Raw genomic sequence first — 18,483 nt, forward strand, 5'->3', positions numbered from 1 at the left:
ACGAATAGATCATGACGCAATCTTCTTATAACGCTGATGCCATTGAGGTACTCACCGGGCTTGAGCCGGTTCGCCGCCGTCCGGGAATGTACACAGATACCACTCGCCCTAACCACCTTGGTCAGGAAGTGATTGATAACAGCGTGGATGAAGCGCTGGCCGGGCACGCGAAGCGTGTCGAAGTCATCCTCCATGCCGATCAGTCGCTGGAAGTTATCGATGACGGCCGTGGCATGCCCGTCGACATCCATCCGGAAGAGGGCGTACCGGCGGTTGAGCTGATCCTGTGCCGTCTGCACGCGGGCGGTAAGTTCTCCAACAAAAACTACCAGTTCTCCGGCGGCCTGCACGGCGTGGGGATTTCGGTGGTGAACGCCTTATCCAAACGCGTTGAAGTCAACGTTCGTCGCGACGGCCAAATCTACAGCATCGCGTTTGAGAACGGCGAAAAAGTCGAAGATTTACACGTTTCCGGTACCTGCGGGAAGCGCAATACCGGCACCAGCGTGCACTTCTGGCCGGACGAAAGCTTCTTCGACAGCCCGCGTTTTTCCGTATCCCGCTTAAGCCACCTGCTGAAAGCGAAAGCGGTGCTTTGCCCGGGCGTTGAAATCGTCTTTAAAGACAAAGTCAACGATACCGAACAGACCTGGTGCTACGCTGACGGTCTGAACGACTATCTCAGTGAAGCGGTGAACGGCCTGCCGCTGCTGCCGGAAAAGCCGTTTGTCGGCAACTTCTCCGGCGACACCGAAGCGGTGGACTGGGCGCTATTGTGGCTGCCGGAAGGCGGCGAACTGCTGACCGAAAGCTACGTCAACCTGATCCCGACCATGCAGGGTGGTACGCACGTTAACGGTCTGCGTCAGGGCCTGCTCGACGCGATGCGCGAGTTCTGCGAATACCGCAACATCCTGCCGCGCGGCGTGAAGCTGTCGGCGGAAGATATCTGGGATCGCTGCGCCTACGTGCTGTCGGTGAAGATGCAGGATCCGCAGTTTGCCGGGCAGACTAAAGAGCGTCTCTCTTCCCGTCAGTGCGCGGCCTTTGTCTCCGGCGTGGTGAAAGACGCCTTTAGCCTGTGGCTGAACCAGAACGTGCAGGCGGCCGAGCTGCTGGCCGAAATGGCGATTTCCAGCGCTCAGCGTCGTCTGCGCGCGGCGAAAAAAGTGGTGCGTAAAAAACTCACCAGCGGACCGGCGCTGCCGGGCAAACTGGCCGACTGCACCGCGCAAGATCTCGCTCGCACCGAGCTGTTCCTTGTGGAAGGCGACTCGGCGGGCGGCTCCGCCAAACAGGCGCGCGATCGTGAATATCAGGCGATCATGCCGCTCAAAGGTAAGATCCTTAACACCTGGGAAGTCTCGTCTGACGAAGTGCTGGCCTCACAGGAAGTGCACGATATTTCCGTGGCGATCGGCATCGATCCGGACAGTTCGGATCTCAGCCAGTTGCGCTACGGCAAAATCTGTATCCTTGCGGATGCCGACTCCGATGGTCTGCACATCGCCACGCTGCTGTGCGCGCTGTTTGTGAAGCACTTCCGCGCGCTGGTGAAAGAAGGTCACGTCTACGTGGCGCTGCCGCCTCTGTATCGTATCGATCTGGGCAAAGAGGTTTACTACGCTCTGACCGAAGAAGAAAAAGCGGGCGTGCTGGAACAGCTCAAGCGTAAGAAAGGAAAACCGAACGTGCAGCGTTTTAAAGGTCTGGGTGAAATGAACCCGATGCAGCTGCGCGAAACCACGCTTGATCCGAACACTCGCCGCCTGGTGCAGCTTGTCATCAACGATGAAGATGAACAGCAGACCGATGCCACCATGGACATGCTCCTCGCCAAAAAGCGCTCGGAAGATCGCCGCAACTGGCTGCAGGAAAAAGGCGATATGGCCGATATCGAAGCCTGATTTCCAATCTCAAATTGAGCCTAAAAGGAGACGCATGCGTCTCCTTTTTTATTGCCCGAGTGCCGGCTCAATCGCCAACCTCCGAGGCTAATGAATCGATTCATTTCTAATTTCTGCGCTTTATGAAATGCCATTTTAAAATTTGGTATGACAGGTCACACTTTAGTTGTATGACTTCTACCATATTCTTCCGCTGGACATAAAACATACTTTTGAACATGGACGTCAATCTATGCAGCCAAGTGATTCGCATAGTGAATTTTATCTTTCCTTACAAGAGAATCGTCTATGTTAAGAAGAAAACTGGTTTTAAGCGTTTTATCTTTCTCGTTACTGATGGGGTCTGCGGCGGCGATGGCGAAAACGGTTTTTATCGCCTCAGATGTGCATCCCGCTGATTATCCGACGACTGCTGCGGTGATTCATATGGGGGAGAAGCTCAGTCAACAAACCGACGGGCGTCTCTCCATCAGGATGTTCCCAAGCGGGCAGATGGGAGATGAAAGCACCACGCTGGAAAAGACCCGCGCCGGGGCGATTGATATTCTGCGCGTTTCTATGGCGCCGGTTGGCGGCATCCTGCCGCAGGTGAGCGTCTTCAACATGCCGTTTGTGTTCCGCGATACCAATCATCAGCACAAAGTGCTGGATGGCGACGTGGGCAGCAAACTGGCGAAAGAGATCTCCGACAGCAACCTTGGGCTGGTTTTCCTTGGCTGGATGGACGCGGGCTCGCGCAGCTTGATCACCAAAAAACCGATCACCACCCTCGACGATCTGAAAGGCGTGAAGATCCGTCTGCAAAACAACCCGATTGGTCTCGATACCTTTAAAGCACTGGGCGCTAACCCGATCGTTCTGCCGGTTGGCGATGTCTTCGCTAGCCTGCAAACCGGGGTGATTGACGCAGCAGAAAACAACGAGCCGACCTTTGATACCGAAAACTATGTGGTGGCCGGCACCAAATATTTTGACCTCACCGAACACTTTATGATCCCGGAAGTGCTCGCCTTCTCGAAGCGTAAATGGAGCAAACTATCGGCGGAAGATCAGGCGCTGATCATGAAGCTGGCAAAAGAAGCGCAGGCGGAAGAACGCGTGCTATGGGCTGAATACGTCGAGAAATCCAAACAGCGTCTGCAAAGCCAGGGCGTGAAATTCCTGCCGGTGGATAAAAAACCCTTTGTCGATGCCACTGCGCCGGTTCGCGAAAAATATGGCAAGCAGTTCAGCGACTTAATGCAAGAAATTCAGGACACCAAATAATCCCCGTGGCGGCAGGACGGCGCGTGCTGTCCTGCCCGTTTTGATCTGGAGATAACAATGAAAAATATCTATGTCCTGGTCATGGATGGCGTGTATCGGATCTGTATCTGGCTGTCAGGGATCAGCCTGTTATTTATGACGTTTATTTATCTGGTGGGGATTTACGCCCGTTTTCGTCCTGATTTTCCGGCATGGCTCGATTTTCTCCCGCATGCCTCAACCAGCTGGCCGGAACCGTTATCGCAGATTTGCATGATCACCTTCTCCTTCGTAGGGGCGGCCGCGGCCTATCGGGCCGGCAGCCACATCGCGATTACCATGCTGGTGGATCACATTAACCCGGCGATGAAAAAAGCGCTGGCGGTGTTCGTCGATCTGGCGATGCTGGCCACCTGCCTGTTTATCATTCACTGGGGGATTATCGGTTGTATGGATGCCTGGGAGGACGTGGTGCCATCGCTGCCGTTCCTGACCTCGGGGATCACCCATTTGCCAATTCCGCTGGGTTCGTTCTTCACGCTGCTGTTTGTGGTTGAAAAACTGCTGTGCGGCCCGCAAACGCACCGCGAACTGGTGCAGTTTGGCTCGCCGAAAGTCGGTCACTAAGGGGCACAAGCAATGGACTTAACGCTGATTATATTTGTCGTGACCTTCGTGGTGTTGATGGCCGTGGGGATGCCGGTGGCCTACGCCGTGGGGTTGACCGCCGTGGTGGTGACCGCCTTCGCGGACTTCTCGCTCGATGGGCTGGTAATCACCATTTTCCACAGTACCGATAACGTCAACCTGTTGACCATTCCCTTCTTTGTGTTCGCGGGGGCGATCATGGCAGAAGGGGGGATGGCGCGACGGCTGGTGGATTTTGCCGGGCTGTTCGTCGGCTGGATCCGCGGAGGGCTGTCGCTGGTTAACATTCTGGCCTCCACGCTGTTTGGCGCGATTTCGGGATCGTCGGTGGCGGATACCGCCTCGATCGGATCGGTGCTGATCCCGGAAATGGAGCGTAAAGGCTACCCGCGTTCTTTTGGCGCGGTGCTGACCGCCAGCGCCTCGGTGCAGGCGATCCTGGTGCCGCCGAGCCATAACTCGGTGCTGTTTGCTATCGTGGCGAACACCGCGGCGGTGACCATTCCGGCGATGTTCCTCGCCGGGATCATTCCGACCTTGGTGCTGTGCGTGACGCTTATCGTTATGTGTTTAATTGCGGCACGTAAAAACAACTATCCGAAAGAAGCGCGCGTTGAGCTGAAGCGCAAGATCAAGATTGCCTCCGACGCCATCTGGGGACTCGTGACCATTGTGATCATCTCCGGCGGCATCCTATCCGGCTTCTTTACGCCAACGGAATCAGGGGCAATTGCCTGTATCTGGGCGATGTTTGTCACCTTCTTTGTCTACCGCGAATATAAGCTGAAGGATTTCCCGAAGCTTATCCACCGCACGATCAAAACCGTCACCATGGTGATGGTGCTGATCGCTTTTGCCGCCGCTTTTGGCTCGGTTATGACGCTGGTAGGGCTGCCGCAGGAGATCTCCGCCGCATTGTTGTCGCTGTCAGATAACAAGTACGTCATCCTGTTAATCATCAACATCATGCTGCTGCTGTTGGGCTGTTTGATGGACATGGCGCCGCTGATTCTGATTCTGACGCCGATCCTGCTGCCGGTGGTGGTAGAGCTGGGGATCGATCCGGTGCACTTTGGCATTATTATGATGATGAACTTAGGCATTGGGCTGATCACGCCGCCGGTAGGGTCGGTACTGTTCGTGGCCAGCGCCGTCAGCGGGCAGAAGATTGAAACCGTCGTGAAAGCGATGATTCCGTTCTACTGCGTGCTGTTCCTGGTGCTGATTGCCATTACCTATATCCCGATTCTGTCACTGTGGCTCCCGGGGCGCTTCCACTAACCCGCTGGCGCGATACGTGATTTTTTCGGTACTGCAAGGGGGTCTCACCGATCCCCTTTTTAAATGAGCTAATAAAGTAGGTCACTTCGGCAAACCCCACCTGCCCGGCAATCTCGCTCACCGGCAGCGCGCTGTGCAGCAGCAGCTCGCAGGCGCGGCGCAGGCGTAACGTATTGAGGTAATCGTGAATATGCTCCCCGGTCTCGGCGTGAAAGCGGCGTGACAGATAGCTGCGCGATTTGCCCAGCTCTGCTGCCAGGGCATCAAGGCTGAATTTCTTCTGATAGTTCTCTTCAATCCAGAACATGACCGGGCTGGCAATACCGCTTGAGGTGTCGATCATTTTTTCCTGCACCGGCGGCAGCATATTGAATAATGTCATTAACATACAGGCTATCTGTTCAGTGCTCAGCGCGGAGAGGCTGGCGGCGCGCGCGTAAAGCCCGAACAGATGATCGATATGGGGATGCATCTCGGCTAAATCGGCGACAAATGCCGGGCGGCCCCGTGTGGAAAGCATCTGCAAACGGCGGTGATTATCGGGAAAATGACGGAGAAGTTTGGCAATCGCGTGCTGATCGACGTGAATAATGGTACGGCGATAGCTGTCCTGCGCTTTCTCATCCACCATGATTTTATGCAACGTAAATGGCGGGAAGAAAAACAGTCGCCCGGGACGCATGGTGTACTGGCGATTGTCGACGATCACCACGCCAAAACCCTCTTCAACGTAGAGAATTTCCAGACACTGGTGCCAGTGATGGTAGCGCACGGTGTTGGCAAAAAGACGGCTGAATGACGCGACGGCGTCATTCAGCGTGATCAGCTCCAGATGTTCGGCATTCCAGGACGAAGTCATGTGCAATATATTTAAACTTTTACCGGTTTAATCTTACTACTAAACCACTGTTTTAAATTTTATCAAGCACCGGTTCACACAATACTATCAGTTGTGACCGGGTTAACATTTCTTCGCTGCCTGGATTCTCTATGCTTTAGCCACTTTCGAGGATGGTTAAATCAGGAGTCAGGACAGTGGCTGAAATATCAAAAATATTGTCATCACGTGAAGACGTTACAGCAACGTTGATGACGATGCTGAGCGCTCTCGATAAACAATTTCCCGCTGACGTCGCGCAGTTCTCGCTGGGTAACACCTGTGCGCACTACAGCACGGATATCGCGGAGATGGAGGGCTTATCGAGAGCGCTTTGGGGCCTGTTCCCGCTGCTGGCGGGCGGGGCGGACGTGCCGTTCAGCGACAAGTACATCACTGCCATTAAGTTAGGCACCGACCCGCAAAGCCTGTCTTACTGGGGGGAAACCGGGCCCTACGATCAGCGACTGGTCGAAATGGCCGCCTACGGCCTGGGGCTGGCGCTGTTGCAGGACAAGCTGACCGCGCATTTCAGCGACGCAGAACTGGCGAATCTGCATCGCTGGTTGAATCAAATCACCGATGCCCAGATGCCGGACAGCAACTGGAACTACTTCGCGGTGATTGTTCAGTTGGGCTTTAAGCGCGCCGGGCTGCCTTACGATCAGGCGGCGATTGACCGTCGCTTCAATATGATGGAAGCCTACTATCTTGGCGACGGCTGGTACTCTGATGGTCCCGGCCGCCCGAAGGACTACTATATTTCGATGGCGTTCCATTTCTATGGCCTGATTTACGCCACTCTTAACGCCAGCGATGACCCTACCCGCGCGGCTACCTTGCGTGAGCGCGCCAGCCTGTTTGCGAAGGATTTTATCTACATGTCCGCCGCCGACGGCGCATCGGTGCCGTTTGGCCGCAGCCTGACCTACCGTTTTGCCATGGTGGCTTTCTGGAGCGGCGTGGCGTTTGCTGAACTTGATGTGTTCTCGCCGGGCGTCGTGAAAGGCATTATCCTGCGTCACCTGCGCTGGTGGTTGGCGCAGCCGATTTTCGATCGCGACGGTATTTTAACGCTTGGCTTCGCGTACCCGAATCTGGCGATGTGCGAAGACTACAACTCACCGGGCTCGCCGTACTGGGCGCTGAAAGTGTTCCTGATTCTGGCGCTGCCCGCTAATCACGCGTTCTGGCAGGCTCAAGAGCTGCCGCTGCCGACGTTAGACCCGGTTCACGCCATTGTCCCCGCACAGCAGATTTTGCAACACGATGAAGGTTCGCAGCACGTGGTGATGCTGACCTCCGGGCAACTGGAGCTGAACAACTACGTTAATACCGAAGCGAAATACACCAAATTTGCCTACTCCACCCGTTTTGGTTTCACCATTGAGCGCGGGCGCTACGGTATCAAGCACGCGGCCTGCGACTCCATGCTGCTGCTGTCGGATAACGACAACTACTGGCGTGGGCGTCGAGAGTGCGCCAGCGTGGAGATGCTGGACGGCGCCATCTACTCCCGCTGGCTACCGTGGCATGACGTGCAGGTCGATACCTGGCTGATTCCTTGCGGCGAATGGCATGTGCGTGTTCACCGTGTTAATACCGCGCGCCGTCTGCAGACGGTGGAGGGCGGTTTCGCGGTGATGAAGGCCGATGCGGAAATCACTGGGGGCCAAAGCCGCGTTCGTGCCGCTAATGGTACCAGCGTGGTGGTCGATCTCTCCCCGCACGCGGTGCGCCAGGCCGACTGCGTGATTACGCCGCCAAACAGCAGCGTGATGTTCCCGGAATGCGCGGCTATCCCAATGCTCTCTGGCGATATCGCCCCCGGCGAACACTGGTTGTGCTGTGCCGTCGTCGCTAGCGGTGACACCCATGCGCCGTTGCCGGCACTGCCGATGCTGCATATTGAAAACAATGCGCTAAGCGTCAGGGATAACGTGAGCGGAAAAATAACAAATTTAAGTTTATAACCCTCCGGAAAACACAATAAACCGGAATATCCCCTCGCCAGCTTTGAATTGTCATGATTCAGAGCTGGCACCCTACAAAGTTTTGTCGAGGACCGTATGGAAAAAATAGCGTCTCCAAACAGGCTTGAATATTACAAAATAAGTTCGTTTATCTTTTTATATTTCTTTACCTGGTCTGCCAGCATTGGCCTCTTTGCCATTTGGCTTGGGCAAAAAGCCGAGCTCAGCGGCGCAGTCATTGGCACCGTTTTTGCCGTTAACGGAATATTCTCGGTAATTCTTAAACCGATCTACGGCTATATTCTCGATAAGATCGGTATGAGTAAATATCTGCTCTATTTTGTGGTGGTGATGTCCGCCCTGATGGCGCCGTTTTTTATTTATGTTTATCAGCCACTGCTGCTGTCTTACACCACCCTCGGGATTATTGTTGGGGCGATTTATCTGAGCTTCGCATGGTATGCCGGTGTGGCGGCTTGTGAATCCTATGCCGATCGTTACAGCCGTCTGAACAGCATGGAATTCGGTCAAATTCGTATGTGGGGCTCGCTCGGTTGGGCGGTGGCATCCTCGTTCTCCGGGTTGCTGTTTAATATCTCTCCGGCCTACAACTTTATTCTTGGCAGCGTGGCGTCGCTGGTCATGCTGGCGGTGCTGATTAGCCTGAAAGTGGATACCGAAAGCAGTAACGCCAGCGCGGTAATTTCGAAGGATAAGATTGTCCTGAAAGACGTTTATGACCTGCTGAAAAGCAGCAAATTCTGGGCATTCTGCCTGTATGTCGCCGGCGTGGCGTGGATGATGTTTGTTGCTGAGCAGCAATTCTCGCGCTATTTCGTGACCTTCTTTAGCGATGTCCATGAAGGAAATACAATTTTTGGCCTGCTCGGGACGGTACAGTCCGGCACCGAATTCGTCATGTATATCTTTATGCCGATGTTCGTTAACTATATCGGTGCGAAACGCGGTCTGTTGATTGTTGGCGCATTAGTTGGCGCACGACTGGTGATTTCAGGCCTGTGTGATTCTCATCTGCTGATTTCCGTTATTAAGCCGCTGTACGGTCTGGAAATTTGTCTGCTGCTGGTATCGGTCTTTAAATATATTGCTGAGCATTTCGATAAACGCGTTAATGCCACCATGTATTTATTAGGCTATCAGGCGATGCTGTATATCGGTAACGTCGTGGTCTCTTCCCCGGCAGGATTATTGTACGACCGTATTGGTTTTGAAAAGACCTATATGATCATGGGTGGCATTGCGCTGTTATTTACGCTTATCTCCGCATTCACCTTATCCGCCTGTAAACGTCAGAATCATCGCCAGCCAGCCCTTGATGTGGCTGAAAATGGTATTTCTAAATAAGCCTTACTGATTGAAGGAACCGAATATGTTAAACCAAATCGTTGAGGAAAAATTACGCGAATTCCCGGGTGCTCCCGTTAATCTGCAAACGTTTAACGATGAGCTGTGCTCGGCGCGTAGCCATGTCCTTAAGCTGATTAGCCGTCATTTAACGGATTTCGGTGATAAATTCCCTGGCGAGGCCTGCGTTAAAGGTTATTACCCGTTAACCGAAAACGTTGAATGGACCACCAGCTTCTGGACTGGCCAGCTCTGGCTGGCGTGGGAAATGACCGGTGATGAGAAGTATCGGGCGCTGGCGGAAAAACACGTGCGTTCATTCGGCCTGCGCATTGCCGGGCGTCATGACACCAATACCCACGATCTGGGCTTTCTGTACACGCTCTCCTGCGTATCGGCATGGCGTCTGACCGGCAATCGCGACGCGCGCGGTTTTTCTCTGCTGGCGGCGGAAGCGCTGCTTGAACGTTTCCACCGCAAAGCGGAAATCATTCAGGCCTGGGGCGTGTTGACCGATCCGGAGCAGGCCGGGCGCATGATCATCGACTGCACCATGAACCTGCCGCTGCTGTACTGGGCGACGGAGCAGACCGGAGACCCGCGCTTTGCCGATGCGGCCCGCGCGCATGTGCGTCAGTCGGCGAAGTATCTGGTGCGTGAAGATGCTTCGACCTACCACACTTACTACATGAACGTGCAGACTGGCGAACCGCGCTTTGGCAAAACGCAGCAGGGTTACGCCGACGACTCCTGCTGGTCGCGCGGTCAGGCGTGGGGTATCTACGGCTTTATGCTGAGTTTCCTCTACACTGGCGATAAGGAACTGATTAGCTTGTCGAAAAAGCTGGCGAACTACTTCCTTAACCGTTTACCGGAAGATGCGATCTGTCACTGGGATCTGGCGCTTGTCGGCACCGATGCGCTGCGTGATTCATCGTCGGCGGCGATTGCGGTATGTGGCCTGCTGGAGCTGGTGAAGCATCTGCCGACCACCGATCCGGATCGTGAGCGCTATCAGCAGTGGGCGATGGGCATCATGTCGTCGCTGTCAAAAAACTATCTGATGGGGCTGGATGAGCCGGGTACCGGCGTGTTGAAGCATTCGGTGTATCACTTCGCCAGCGATAAAGGCGTGGATGAGTGCTGTAGCTGGGGGGATTACTTCTATGTGGAAGCGCTGGTGCGTATGACGCAGAGCTGGAAGTTGTACTGGTAATATATCCCCTGGAGTCGGCGTAAGTACGCCGACTCCAGGGAAATACAGGCTTAAACGCCCGCCTGCAGAATACGAATGCTGGTATCCAGCACGTCGCCTTTCACCGCTTCACCCCAGGCTTTCATGTGCGGGGTTTGCAGGTGTGCTTCAAGGTGCGCCACGCTTTCCCACATTTCGACCATCACGATCGAGTCCGGCGCGGTCGTCTGGAAGCTGACGCCTGCCGCGTGGTCTACCATTGGCGCATAGCCGTGGCAGCCGTCTTCTTTCAGGACGGTCGGGATAATTTTCGCGAACTGATCCAGTACCGCCTGACGGTGGTGTTGGCCGGGACGGGTACGGATTTCAGCAATAACTGTCAACATGATTAACTCCTTCTAATTCCTGACTAACAGTTAACCAAAAATTTTCCCAAGATGCTCGCGATATTCTGCAACGTAGCGCGGAATGTCCGGCATTTTAATCACGTCGTTGGCGATAAAGGTTGGCAGTGCTTCCATTCCCAGGAACTGGTTGGCTTTGTGGAACGGCAGATACACGCCGTCAACGCCCACGCCGTGGAAGAACTGATCTTTATCGGTAAAGGCTTCCATCGGTGCGTTCCAGGTCAGGGACAGCATGTAGGTTTTGCCCTGAATCAGGCCGCCAGAGCCGTATTTTTTGCTCGCGTCGGAGCGGGTGCGGCCATCGCTGGCGTACAGGGAGCCGTGACCTTCGGTGAAGACGTCATCGATGTATTTTTTCACGGTCCACGGTGCGCCCATCCACCAGCCCGGCATCTGCCAGATGACGGAGTCCGCCCACAGGAAGTTCTGCACTTCAGCTTTCACATCGTAGTCGCCGTCGGCGCGAACCACTTTAACATCATGCCCGAGGTCGCGCAGGAAGGTTTCCGCGACTTCGGTCAGGGTGTCATTCAGTTGGCCGTTAGAGTGGCCGAATTTTTTCGCGCCGTTAACAATCAGGATGTTGCTCATTATATGTCCTCAATAAAATGCCTTTGTCAGTCATGATACCCGGCAACTTGCTGCGGTTAAATGTGCAAAATGTGCAAAGTCTTTTGCTGAAATAGCAATAATTGCTTCACCCGCGAATATCGACCTGGAAACCGCCATCGGACACATTGCTGAAAGTAACCGACATATGATGTAACGCCGCGATGCGCTGCACGATAGACAGCCCCAGGCCGCTGCCGGTGGCATCCTGGCCCGGTGGGCGATAGAAACGTTCACCGATGCGCGCCAGCGCCTCCGGGCTGATCCCCGGCCCGTTGTCGCGCACGCTAAACCCGTCATGAGTCAGCGTCACGTCGACCACGCTGCCTGCCGGGCTGTAGCGCACGGCATTATCCAGCAGGTTACGCACCAGCAGCCCCAGCAGCAGCGGTTGCGCCGTCCGGGTGACCGGCTGGGCATTGAGATGCAGCCGCACTTCGATTCCTGCTTTTTGCGCCGTGTGGTAGATGTCCATGACTGAAGATTGCAGCAGCTCGTCCAACGCGACGCTCTGCACGTCCGCCAGCTGTTCAAGCGAATCCAGGCGCGAGAGGGTAAGCAGCTGTTCCACCAGGCGGGTGGCGCGGTCAATACCCTCGTGCAGCTGCAACAGCGCTTTGCGCTGGCTTTCGGGGTCGTCTTGCGACATTTGCGCCACTTCGGCCTGCACCCGCAGCGCCGTTAAGGGGCTGCGCAGCTCGTGGGCGGCGTCAGAGGTAAAGCGCCGCTCGCGGGTCACCATATCGTGGGTTCGACGGAACAACTGGTTGAGGGCGTCCAGCAGCGGGCGCACTTCCGTCGGTACGCTATCGGTGTTCAACGGCTCACTGGCATCCGGGTCACGCTGGCGCAGCGTGCGGGTCAGCTTTTTCAACGGCGCCAGCTCGCGGCTCAGCAGCACAATCAGCAGTAAAAACATCACCGGCAGCGCGATTAGCCACGGCGTCAACTGGCTGGTAATGATATCCAGCGCCATCTCGCGGCGGTAATCCCACTCCTGGCCGACAACGATGCGATATTTTTTATCGGCGGTGGTCAGCCAAAGAAAGCGCCAGGGGTCATCGTCATTGTTGAGTTGCCCGTCATCGAAACCATCCCGCCGATAGTGATAGGGAATGTCCGGGCCATTTTCGCCGTCGTGCAGCACCATTTTGCCGTCAGCGGTGTAGATGGCGAAGGCCAGCACATCGTCATCCAGGTGACCGTGTTTCACCTTTTTCGGCGTGCGGATCCACTGACGTGAAGTCGACAGGTCGGTAAAATCCATGGCGCTGATGCGTTTGGCAAATAACATCTGCTGGGTGTCGAAAAGCTCATCCAGCTTTTTGGTGGTTTGCTTCCAGGCGATGGCGCTGGCGAAACACCAGGTGATGGCGGCAAGCAGCATAAACAGCAGCGTCAGACGGACGCGCAGGCTAAGGTGGCGGATCAGATTCATTGGTCACCCAGGGTGTAGCCGATACCGTGAACGGTGCGGATAAAGTGGCTGCCGAGTTTGCGTCGCAGATGGTGAACATGAACCTCAACGGCGTTGCTGGTGACCTCTTCATCCCAGCTGTAGAGCTTCTCCTCAATCAACTTGCGCGGCAGCACACGCCCGGCGTTACGCAGCAGCAGTTCCAGCAGCGCGAACTCTTTGGGTTTGAGCACCAGCGCTTCGCCCTTTAAGGTGGCGGTCAGGCTGCCGGGATCCAACTCGACGTCGCCGTGACGTAATGCGCTGCTGGGCTGCCCATGGGCGCGACGAATCAGCGCCTCCAGCCTGGCGGCGACTTCAATCAGGGCAAAGGGCTTACAGAGATAATCGTCGGCGCCGAGGCGCAACCCTTCCACGCGCTGGCTAAGCGCATCGCGAGCGGTGAGGATCAGTACCGGTTCGCGGCGTGATTTTTCACGCCATTCGCGCAAAATATCCAGCCCATCAATACCCGGCAGCGTCAGATCGAGGATCACGGCATCGTAAGGCGCCGTATAGAGCGCGGTTTTCCCTTCTTCTCCGCGAGTGAACCAATCAATGGTGAAGCCCATTTTCCCCAACCCGGTTTTGATGCCATCGCCGATAAGCTTGTCATCTTCCACCAATAAAATACGCATCTTTTGCTCCTTGCCGACCCTCTGACATGCCAAGTAAACCGCGCCTTTACCGCCGCTGTACAGCGAAAAAAAATCTTTTTTCCGCTTAAGAAGTTGTTAAGAATTGGTCTGTGTAATAGGTGGCATAGCCAATAACAAGGAGACATTATCATGAAGAAACTTGCTGCTTTCGCCGCTATTCTGGCACTGGCATCCGCACCGGCCTTCGCCGCTAACCAGGGCGGTTTTTCCGGCCCTTCCAGCACCACGACGACGCAAACCGGCGGCTTTACCGGCCCTAGCGGAACGGTAACCACCGCGGCAAACGCGAAATCAATGCGTGACGATACCTGGGTGACGCTGCGCGGTAATATCACCGAGCGTGTTTCCGACGATCTGTATATCTTTAAAGATTCCAGCGGCACCATCAATGTCGATATTGACCACAAACGCTGGAACGGCCAGACCATCTCCCCACAAGATCTGGTGGAAATTCAGGGTGAAGTGGATAAAGACTGGAACTCTGTCGAAGTCGACGTGAAGCAGATTCGTAAAGTGAATCCGTAATCCCACACAGCGCAAGATCGGTCAGGATTCACCGTCGCCCGGTGGGCAGAATAGGCCACAAGGAGGCAGTGATGAATGACCTGATAAGCGCGGCTTATTCCGAACGCCTGCGGCGCGTTTGCGACCACATTGAGCGTCATCTGGATGAGCCTCTGTCGATTGAGGCGTTAAGCCGGATGGCGCACAGCTCGCCGTTTCATTTTCACCGGCAGTTTACCGCCTGGAGCGGGCTTCCGCTCTATCGCTATATCCAGTGGTTGCGTTTGCGCCGTGCGTCATGGCGGCTGGCGTTTAACCCGCAGGATAAAGTTATCGATATCGCGCTGGATGCCGGGTTCCAGAATCCGGAGTCGTTCACACGTGCTTTCAAAACCGCGTTTGGTCAAAGCCCGCGCCGGTTTCGGCAATCGCCGGACTGGCTGGCCTGGCACCAACGCGTTCCTAAACTTGCGTTACAGGAGCAGCATGTAATGGACGTAAAAATCGTTGAATTTCCACCTACCCGCGTCGCGATGCTGACGCATCTGGGGCATCCGGATAAGGTCAACGCCAGCGCGGCGAAATTTATCGCATGGCGGCGCGAAACGGGCCAGTCGCCGATTGCCAGCAGTCAAACCTTTGGTATTGCCTGGCACGACCCGCAGACGACGCCGCCGGATCAATTCCGCTTTGATATCTGCGGCAGCGTCCGCCAGCCGATAGCCGAAAATGACGTTGGCGTGGTGAATAGCGAGATTCCTGGCGGGCGCTGCGCGGTAGTGCGCCATCAGGGATCGCTCGACAGCCTCCCGGAGAGCGTGTGGTATTTATTCCGTGAATGGCTACCCGTCAGCGGCGAGACGCCGCGCGATTTTCCGGTCTTCTTCCAGTACCTGAATTTCGTCAATGAGGTGGCGGAGCATGAGCTGCTGACGGATATCTATCTGCCGCTTCGTTAACTTCCTCGCAACCTGTCTCACGGTTTGTGACTCAGACCGTGAGATAGGGTATTATCTGCGGCAATATTGCCGTCCGAACGGTCAGCATGCAGATTGAGGATCCCCTGTTAATGAGCGATATGGCAGAGCGCCTTGCGCTACATGAATTTACGGAAAACGCCTACTTAAACTACTCCATGTACGTGATCATGGATCGTGCGTTGCCGTTTATTGGCGACGGCCTGAAGCCGGTACAGCGCCGCATCGTCTACGCGATGTCAGAGCTGGGGCTGAACGCCACCGCTAAATTTAAAAAATCCGCCCGTACCGTTGGTGACGTACTGGGTAAGTATCACCCGCACGGCGACAGCGCCTGCTATGAAGCTATGGTGCTGATGGCGCAGCCGTTCTCTTACCGTTACCCGCTGGTCGATGGCCAGGGGAACTGGGGGGCGCCGGATGATCCCAAGTCATTTGCGGCGATGCGTTATACCGAATCCCGCCTGTCCAAATACTCCGAGCTGCTGTTAAGCGAGCTGGGGCAGGGGACGGCTGACTGGGTGCCAAACTTCGACGGCACGATGCAGGAGCCGAAAATGCTGCCTGCGCGCGTGCCGAACATCCTGCTGAACGGCACCACCGGTATTGCCGTGGGCATGGCGACGGATATCCCGCCGCACAACCTGCGCGAAGTGGCGAAAGCGGCGATTACGCTGATTGAAAAACCGCAGACCACCCTCGACGAAGTGCTGGATATTGTCCAGGGGCCGGACTACCCGACCGAAGCGGAAATCATCACTTCCCGTGCGGAAATTCGCAAAATTTACCAGAACGGTCGCGGCTCCGTACGCATGCGCGCGGTGTGGACCAAAGAAGACGGCGCGGTGGTGATTACCGCGCTGCCGCATCAGGTTTCCGGCGCCAAGGTGCTGGAACAGATTGCCGCCCAGATGCGCAACAAAAAGCTGCCGATGGTCGACGACCTGCGTGATGAATCTGACCACGAGAACCCGACCCGCCTGGTGATTGTGCCGCGTTCCAACCGCGTGGATATGGAGCCGGTGATGCATCACCTGTTCGCGACCACCGATCTGGAAAAAAGCTACCGCATCAACCTGAACATGATTGGCCTCGACGGCCGTCCGGCGGTGAAAAATCTGCTGGAGATCCTCACCGAGTGGCTGGCGTTCCGCCGCGACACGGTGCGCCGTCGTCTGAACTATCGTCTGGAGAAAGTGCTTAAGCGCCTGCATATCCTCGAAGGTTTGCTGGTGGCGTTTCTCAACATCGATGAAGTGATTGAGATCATCCGTAACGAGGATGAGCCGAAACCCGCACTGATGTCGCGCTTTGGCATCAGCGAAACCCAGGCGGAAGCGATCCTTGAGCTGAAACTGCGCCATCTCGCCAAACTTGAAGAGATGAAGATTCGCGGCGAGCAGGATGATTTAGCGAAAGAACGCGATCAGCTGCAGGCGATTCTTGCCTCTGAGCGCAAGATGAGCAACCTGCTGAAGAAAGAACTGCAGGCCGATGCTGATACTTTCGGTGACGACCGCCGTTCGCCGCTGCACGAGCGTGAAGAAGCGAAAGCGATGAGCGAGCACGACATGCTGCCGTCTGAGCCGGTGACCATTGTGCTGTCGCAGATGGGCTGGGTGCGTAGCGCCAAAGGCCACGACATCGATGCGCAGGGGCTGAGCTATAAATCGGGCGACAGCTGGAAAGCGTCGGTGAAAGGCAAGAGCAACCAGCCGGTGGTGTTTGTCGATACCACCGGTCGCAGCTACGCCATCGACCCCATTACGCTGCCGTCCGCGCGCGGGCAGGGCGAGCCGCTCACCGGTAAACTGACGCTGCCGCCAGGCGCGACCGTCGAGCATATGCTGATGGAAGGCGATGAAACCAAGCTGCTGATGGCCTCTGATGCGGGTTATGGTTTCCTGTGTACCTTTAACGATCTGGTGGCGCGAAACCGTGCTGGTAAGGCGCTGATCTCTCTGCCAGAAAATGCGCATGTGATGCCGCCGCTGGTTGTTGAGGACGAGTCGGATATGCTGCTGGCGATCACCGCCGCGGGCCGTATGCTCATGTTCCCATTGAGCGACCTGCCGCAGCTGTCGAAAGGTAAGGGCAACAAGATTATCAATATCCCGTCGGCGGAAGCGGCCAACGGCACCGATAGCCTTGCGCACCTGTATATCCTGCCGCCGCAGAGCACGCTGACCTTCCACGTGGGCAAACGTAAGATCAAACTGCGTCCGGAAGAGCTGCAAAAAGTGACCGGCGAACGTGGTCGCCGTGGGACGCTGATGCGCGGCCTGCAAAAAATCGACCGCGTGGAAATTGATTCGCCACAACGCGCGCAGGTTGACGATAGCGAAGAGTAAGTTTTTCCCCGCCGATGGGCGGGGAAAATTTGCTGTAAAACCGTTGTTAATTCAGCCGTTGCGATTAACAATACCCTTTTGCAGGGGTCTGCAAGTAACAAAGCCCTGTCCGGTATACGTGCCCGTAATGCCTGGCTGGAAATGTGCGCCTGACGTACATGCCAGCCGTGCACCGACGGTATAATTCTAAGCGGTTCAGGGTTCAGAGGACGCTATGCTATTTATTTTACGTGTCATTATTGTTGTCATTTACTGCATCCTGGTATGCATTTTTGGCTGCATCTATTGTCTGTTCAGCCCGCGTAACCCAAAACACGTCGCCACCTTCGGCCATATGTTTGGCCGCCTGGCGCCCGTTTTTGGTCTCAAGGTTGAAACCCGCCTGCCTGCCGGCGCGGAAAACTTCGGCAACGCCATCTATATTGCTAACCATCAGAATAACTATGACATGGTTACCGCAGCGAACATCGTGCTGCCGCCCACCGTCACGGTAGGGAAAAAGAGTCTGGTGTGGATCCCGTTCTTCGGCCAGCTGTACTGGCTAACGGGTAACCTGCTGATCGACCGCAACAACCGTGCGAAAGCGCACGGCACCATTGCCGAAGTGGTTAATACTTTCCAGAAACGCAAAATCTCCTTCTGGATGTTTCCGGAAGGGACCCGCAGCCGCGGTCGCGGCCTGCTGCCGTTCAAAACCGGCGCGTTCCACGCCGCTATCGCTTCAGGCGTGCCGATCATTCCGGTGTGCGTATCGAATACCTCCAACAAAATCAAACTCAACCGTTGGAACAACGGCCAGGTGATTGTGGAAATGCTGGATCCTATCGACACCAGCGCGTGGGGCAAAGATCAGGTGCGCGATCTGGCGAAGCACTGCCGCGAAGTGATGAAGGCTAAAATCGATGAGCTGGACCAGGAAGTGGCCCAGCGCGAAGCCGCCGCGAAAAAGTAATGCCCTGTTGACGGCGTGAGCAAACGCTCGCGCCGTAGATTGTTTTGCTGTCGGGAAAGTGATTTCCCACTTTTGAT

16 protein-coding genes are annotated in these 18,483 nt (G+C 55.5%); 11 read left to right on the forward strand and 5 right to left on the reverse strand.

Features of this window, described 5'->3' with window-relative positions; all coding sequences use genetic code 11:
* Nucleotides 1-11 precede the first annotated feature (11 nt).
* The 4 genes from parE to K7B04_RS08685 all read left to right on the forward strand — a co-directional run bounded on the left by parE (nt 12) and on the right by K7B04_RS08685 (nt 5,081).
* Complete coding sequence (parE, locus tag K7B04_RS08670) at nt 12-1,907, forward strand: DNA topoisomerase IV subunit B (RefSeq protein ID WP_163447879.1); 1,896 nt, start codon at nt 12-14, stop codon at nt 1,905-1,907.
* 288 nt (nt 1,908-2,195) lie between these two features.
* The gene (locus K7B04_RS08675; RefSeq protein ID WP_223803833.1) at nt 2,196-3,173 is read left to right on the forward strand and encodes a TRAP transporter substrate-binding protein; all 978 of its coding nucleotides are present in this window, start codon (nt 2,196-2,198) and stop codon (nt 3,171-3,173) included.
* 57 nt (nt 3,174-3,230) lie between these two features.
* Nucleotides 3,231-3,779 carry a TRAP transporter small permease gene (locus K7B04_RS08680; protein WP_065356064.1) on the forward strand — a complete coding sequence of 183 codons (549 nt, stop codon included), beginning with the start codon at nt 3,231-3,233 and terminating at the stop codon, nt 3,777-3,779.
* 12 nt (nt 3,780-3,791) lie between these two features.
* Nucleotides 3,792-5,081, forward strand: a complete 1,290-nt coding sequence (locus tag K7B04_RS08685) for a TRAP transporter large permease (RefSeq protein ID WP_167575000.1) — start codon at nt 3,792-3,794, stop codon at nt 5,079-5,081.
* Here the strand turns inward: K7B04_RS08685 and K7B04_RS08690 are convergent.
* Nucleotides 5,032-5,940 carry an AraC family transcriptional regulator gene (locus K7B04_RS08690; RefSeq protein ID WP_167575001.1) on the reverse strand — a complete coding sequence of 303 codons (909 nt, stop codon included), beginning with the start codon at nt 5,938-5,940 and terminating at the stop codon, nt 5,032-5,034. The two genes, K7B04_RS08685 and K7B04_RS08690, sit on opposite strands and share 50 nt — an antisense overlap.
* A 230-nt stretch (nt 5,941-6,170) precedes the next feature.
* On the opposite strand from K7B04_RS08690, the gene K7B04_RS08695 reads away from it, so the two are divergent.
* The 3 genes from K7B04_RS08695 (at nt 6,171) to K7B04_RS08705 (ending at nt 10,512) form a co-directional block, all read left to right on the forward strand.
* Nucleotides 6,171-7,931 (forward strand): DUF2264 domain-containing protein, encoded by a 1,761-nt coding sequence (locus K7B04_RS08695; protein ID WP_249221875.1) that lies wholly within the window; start codon nt 6,171-6,173, stop codon nt 7,929-7,931.
* Between the two features lie 96 nt (nt 7,932-8,027).
* A complete protein-coding gene (locus tag K7B04_RS08700) occupies nt 8,028-9,296 on the forward strand; it encodes an oligosaccharide MFS transporter (RefSeq protein ID WP_163448465.1) in 1,269 nt (422 codons plus the stop codon).
* Between the two features lie 25 nt (nt 9,297-9,321).
* Nucleotides 9,322-10,512 carry a glycoside hydrolase family 88 protein gene (locus tag K7B04_RS08705; protein WP_223803835.1) on the forward strand — a complete coding sequence of 397 codons (1,191 nt, stop codon included), beginning with the start codon at nt 9,322-9,324 and terminating at the stop codon, nt 10,510-10,512.
* Nucleotides 10,513-10,562: 50 nt separating this feature from the next.
* On the opposite strand, the gene K7B04_RS08710 is transcribed toward K7B04_RS08705, so the two are convergent.
* The 4 genes from K7B04_RS08710 to qseB form a co-directional block, all read right to left on the reverse strand.
* The gene (locus tag K7B04_RS08710) at nt 10,563-10,877 is read right to left on the reverse strand and encodes a putative quinol monooxygenase (protein ID WP_065356059.1); all 315 of its coding nucleotides are present in this window, start codon (nt 10,875-10,877) and stop codon (nt 10,563-10,565) included.
* Nucleotides 10,878-10,907: 30 nt separating this feature from the next.
* Nucleotides 10,908-11,489 (reverse strand): NAD(P)H-dependent oxidoreductase, encoded by a 582-nt coding sequence (locus tag K7B04_RS08715; protein WP_223803836.1) that lies wholly within the window; start codon nt 11,487-11,489, stop codon nt 10,908-10,910.
* Nucleotides 11,490-11,595: 106 nt separating this feature from the next.
* Nucleotides 11,596-12,945, reverse strand: a complete 1,350-nt coding sequence (gene qseC / locus K7B04_RS08720) for a quorum sensing histidine kinase QseC (RefSeq protein WP_223803837.1) — start codon at nt 12,943-12,945, stop codon at nt 11,596-11,598.
* Nucleotides 12,942-13,601, reverse strand: coding sequence for a quorum sensing response regulator transcription factor QseB (qseB, locus tag K7B04_RS08725; RefSeq protein ID WP_223803838.1), 660 nt, complete (start codon nt 13,599-13,601; stop codon nt 12,942-12,944). Before qseB ends, qseC begins: the two co-directional genes overlap by 4 nt.
* A gap of 150 nt (nt 13,602-13,751) precedes the next feature.
* On the opposite strand from qseB, the gene K7B04_RS08730 reads away from it, so the two are divergent.
* The 4 genes from K7B04_RS08730 (at nt 13,752) to K7B04_RS08745 (ending at nt 18,406) form a co-directional block, all read left to right on the forward strand.
* Nucleotides 13,752-14,147, forward strand: coding sequence for a NirD/YgiW/YdeI family stress tolerance protein (locus tag K7B04_RS08730; RefSeq protein WP_064542358.1), 396 nt, complete (start codon nt 13,752-13,754; stop codon nt 14,145-14,147).
* Nucleotides 14,148-14,218: 71 nt separating this feature from the next.
* The gene (locus K7B04_RS08735) at nt 14,219-15,085 is read left to right on the forward strand and encodes an AraC family transcriptional regulator (protein ID WP_223803839.1); all 867 of its coding nucleotides are present in this window, start codon (nt 14,219-14,221) and stop codon (nt 15,083-15,085) included.
* Nucleotides 15,086-15,195: 110 nt separating this feature from the next.
* Nucleotides 15,196-17,454 carry a DNA topoisomerase IV subunit A gene (gene parC, locus K7B04_RS08740; RefSeq protein ID WP_167575008.1) on the forward strand — a complete coding sequence of 753 codons (2,259 nt, stop codon included), beginning with the start codon at nt 15,196-15,198 and terminating at the stop codon, nt 17,452-17,454.
* 214 nt (nt 17,455-17,668) lie between these two features.
* Nucleotides 17,669-18,406, forward strand: a complete 738-nt coding sequence (locus K7B04_RS08745; RefSeq protein ID WP_163448478.1) for a 1-acylglycerol-3-phosphate O-acyltransferase — start codon at nt 17,669-17,671, stop codon at nt 18,404-18,406.
* Nucleotides 18,407-18,483 lie beyond the last annotated feature (77 nt).

Origin of the sequence: Kluyvera sp. CRP (assembly GCF_019930565.1) — a bacterium.
GTDB classification, from domain to species: domain Bacteria; phylum Pseudomonadota; class Gammaproteobacteria; order Enterobacterales; family Enterobacteriaceae; genus Kluyvera; species Kluyvera georgiana_A.

Bases quoted from the DNA above. Each gene is read 5' to 3' on its own strand.
- parE (WP_163447879.1), top strand. From the start codon at position 12: ATGACGCAATCTTCTTATAACGCTGATGCCATTGAGGTACTCACCGGG.
- K7B04_RS08675 (WP_223803833.1), top strand. From the start codon at position 2,196: ATGTTAAGAAGAAAACTGGTTTTAAGCGTTTTATCTTTCTCGTTACTG.
- K7B04_RS08680 (WP_065356064.1), top strand. From the start codon at position 3,231: ATGAAAAATATCTATGTCCTGGTCATGGATGGCGTGTATCGGATCTGT.
- K7B04_RS08685 (WP_167575000.1), top strand. From the start codon at position 3,792: ATGGACTTAACGCTGATTATATTTGTCGTGACCTTCGTGGTGTTGATG.
- K7B04_RS08690 (WP_167575001.1), bottom strand. From the start codon at position 5,940: ATGACTTCGTCCTGGAATGCCGAACATCTGGAGCTGATCACGCTGAAT.
- K7B04_RS08695 (WP_249221875.1), top strand. From the start codon at position 6,171: ATGACGATGCTGAGCGCTCTCGATAAACAATTTCCCGCTGACGTCGCG.
- K7B04_RS08700 (WP_163448465.1), top strand. From the start codon at position 8,028: ATGGAAAAAATAGCGTCTCCAAACAGGCTTGAATATTACAAAATAAGT.
- K7B04_RS08705 (WP_223803835.1), top strand. From the start codon at position 9,322: ATGTTAAACCAAATCGTTGAGGAAAAATTACGCGAATTCCCGGGTGCT.
- K7B04_RS08710 (WP_065356059.1), bottom strand. From the start codon at position 10,877: ATGTTGACAGTTATTGCTGAAATCCGTACCCGTCCCGGCCAACACCAC.
- K7B04_RS08715 (WP_223803836.1), bottom strand. From the start codon at position 11,489: ATGAGCAACATCCTGATTGTTAACGGCGCGAAAAAATTCGGCCACTCT.
- qseC (WP_223803837.1), bottom strand. From the start codon at position 12,945: ATGAATCTGATCCGCCACCTTAGCCTGCGCGTCCGTCTGACGCTGCTG.
- qseB (WP_223803838.1), bottom strand. From the start codon at position 13,601: ATGCGTATTTTATTGGTGGAAGATGACAAGCTTATCGGCGATGGCATC.
- K7B04_RS08730 (WP_064542358.1), top strand. From the start codon at position 13,752: ATGAAGAAACTTGCTGCTTTCGCCGCTATTCTGGCACTGGCATCCGCA.
- K7B04_RS08735 (WP_223803839.1), top strand. From the start codon at position 14,219: ATGAATGACCTGATAAGCGCGGCTTATTCCGAACGCCTGCGGCGCGTT.
- parC (WP_167575008.1), top strand. From the start codon at position 15,196: ATGAGCGATATGGCAGAGCGCCTTGCGCTACATGAATTTACGGAAAAC.
- K7B04_RS08745 (WP_163448478.1), top strand. From the start codon at position 17,669: ATGCTATTTATTTTACGTGTCATTATTGTTGTCATTTACTGCATCCTG.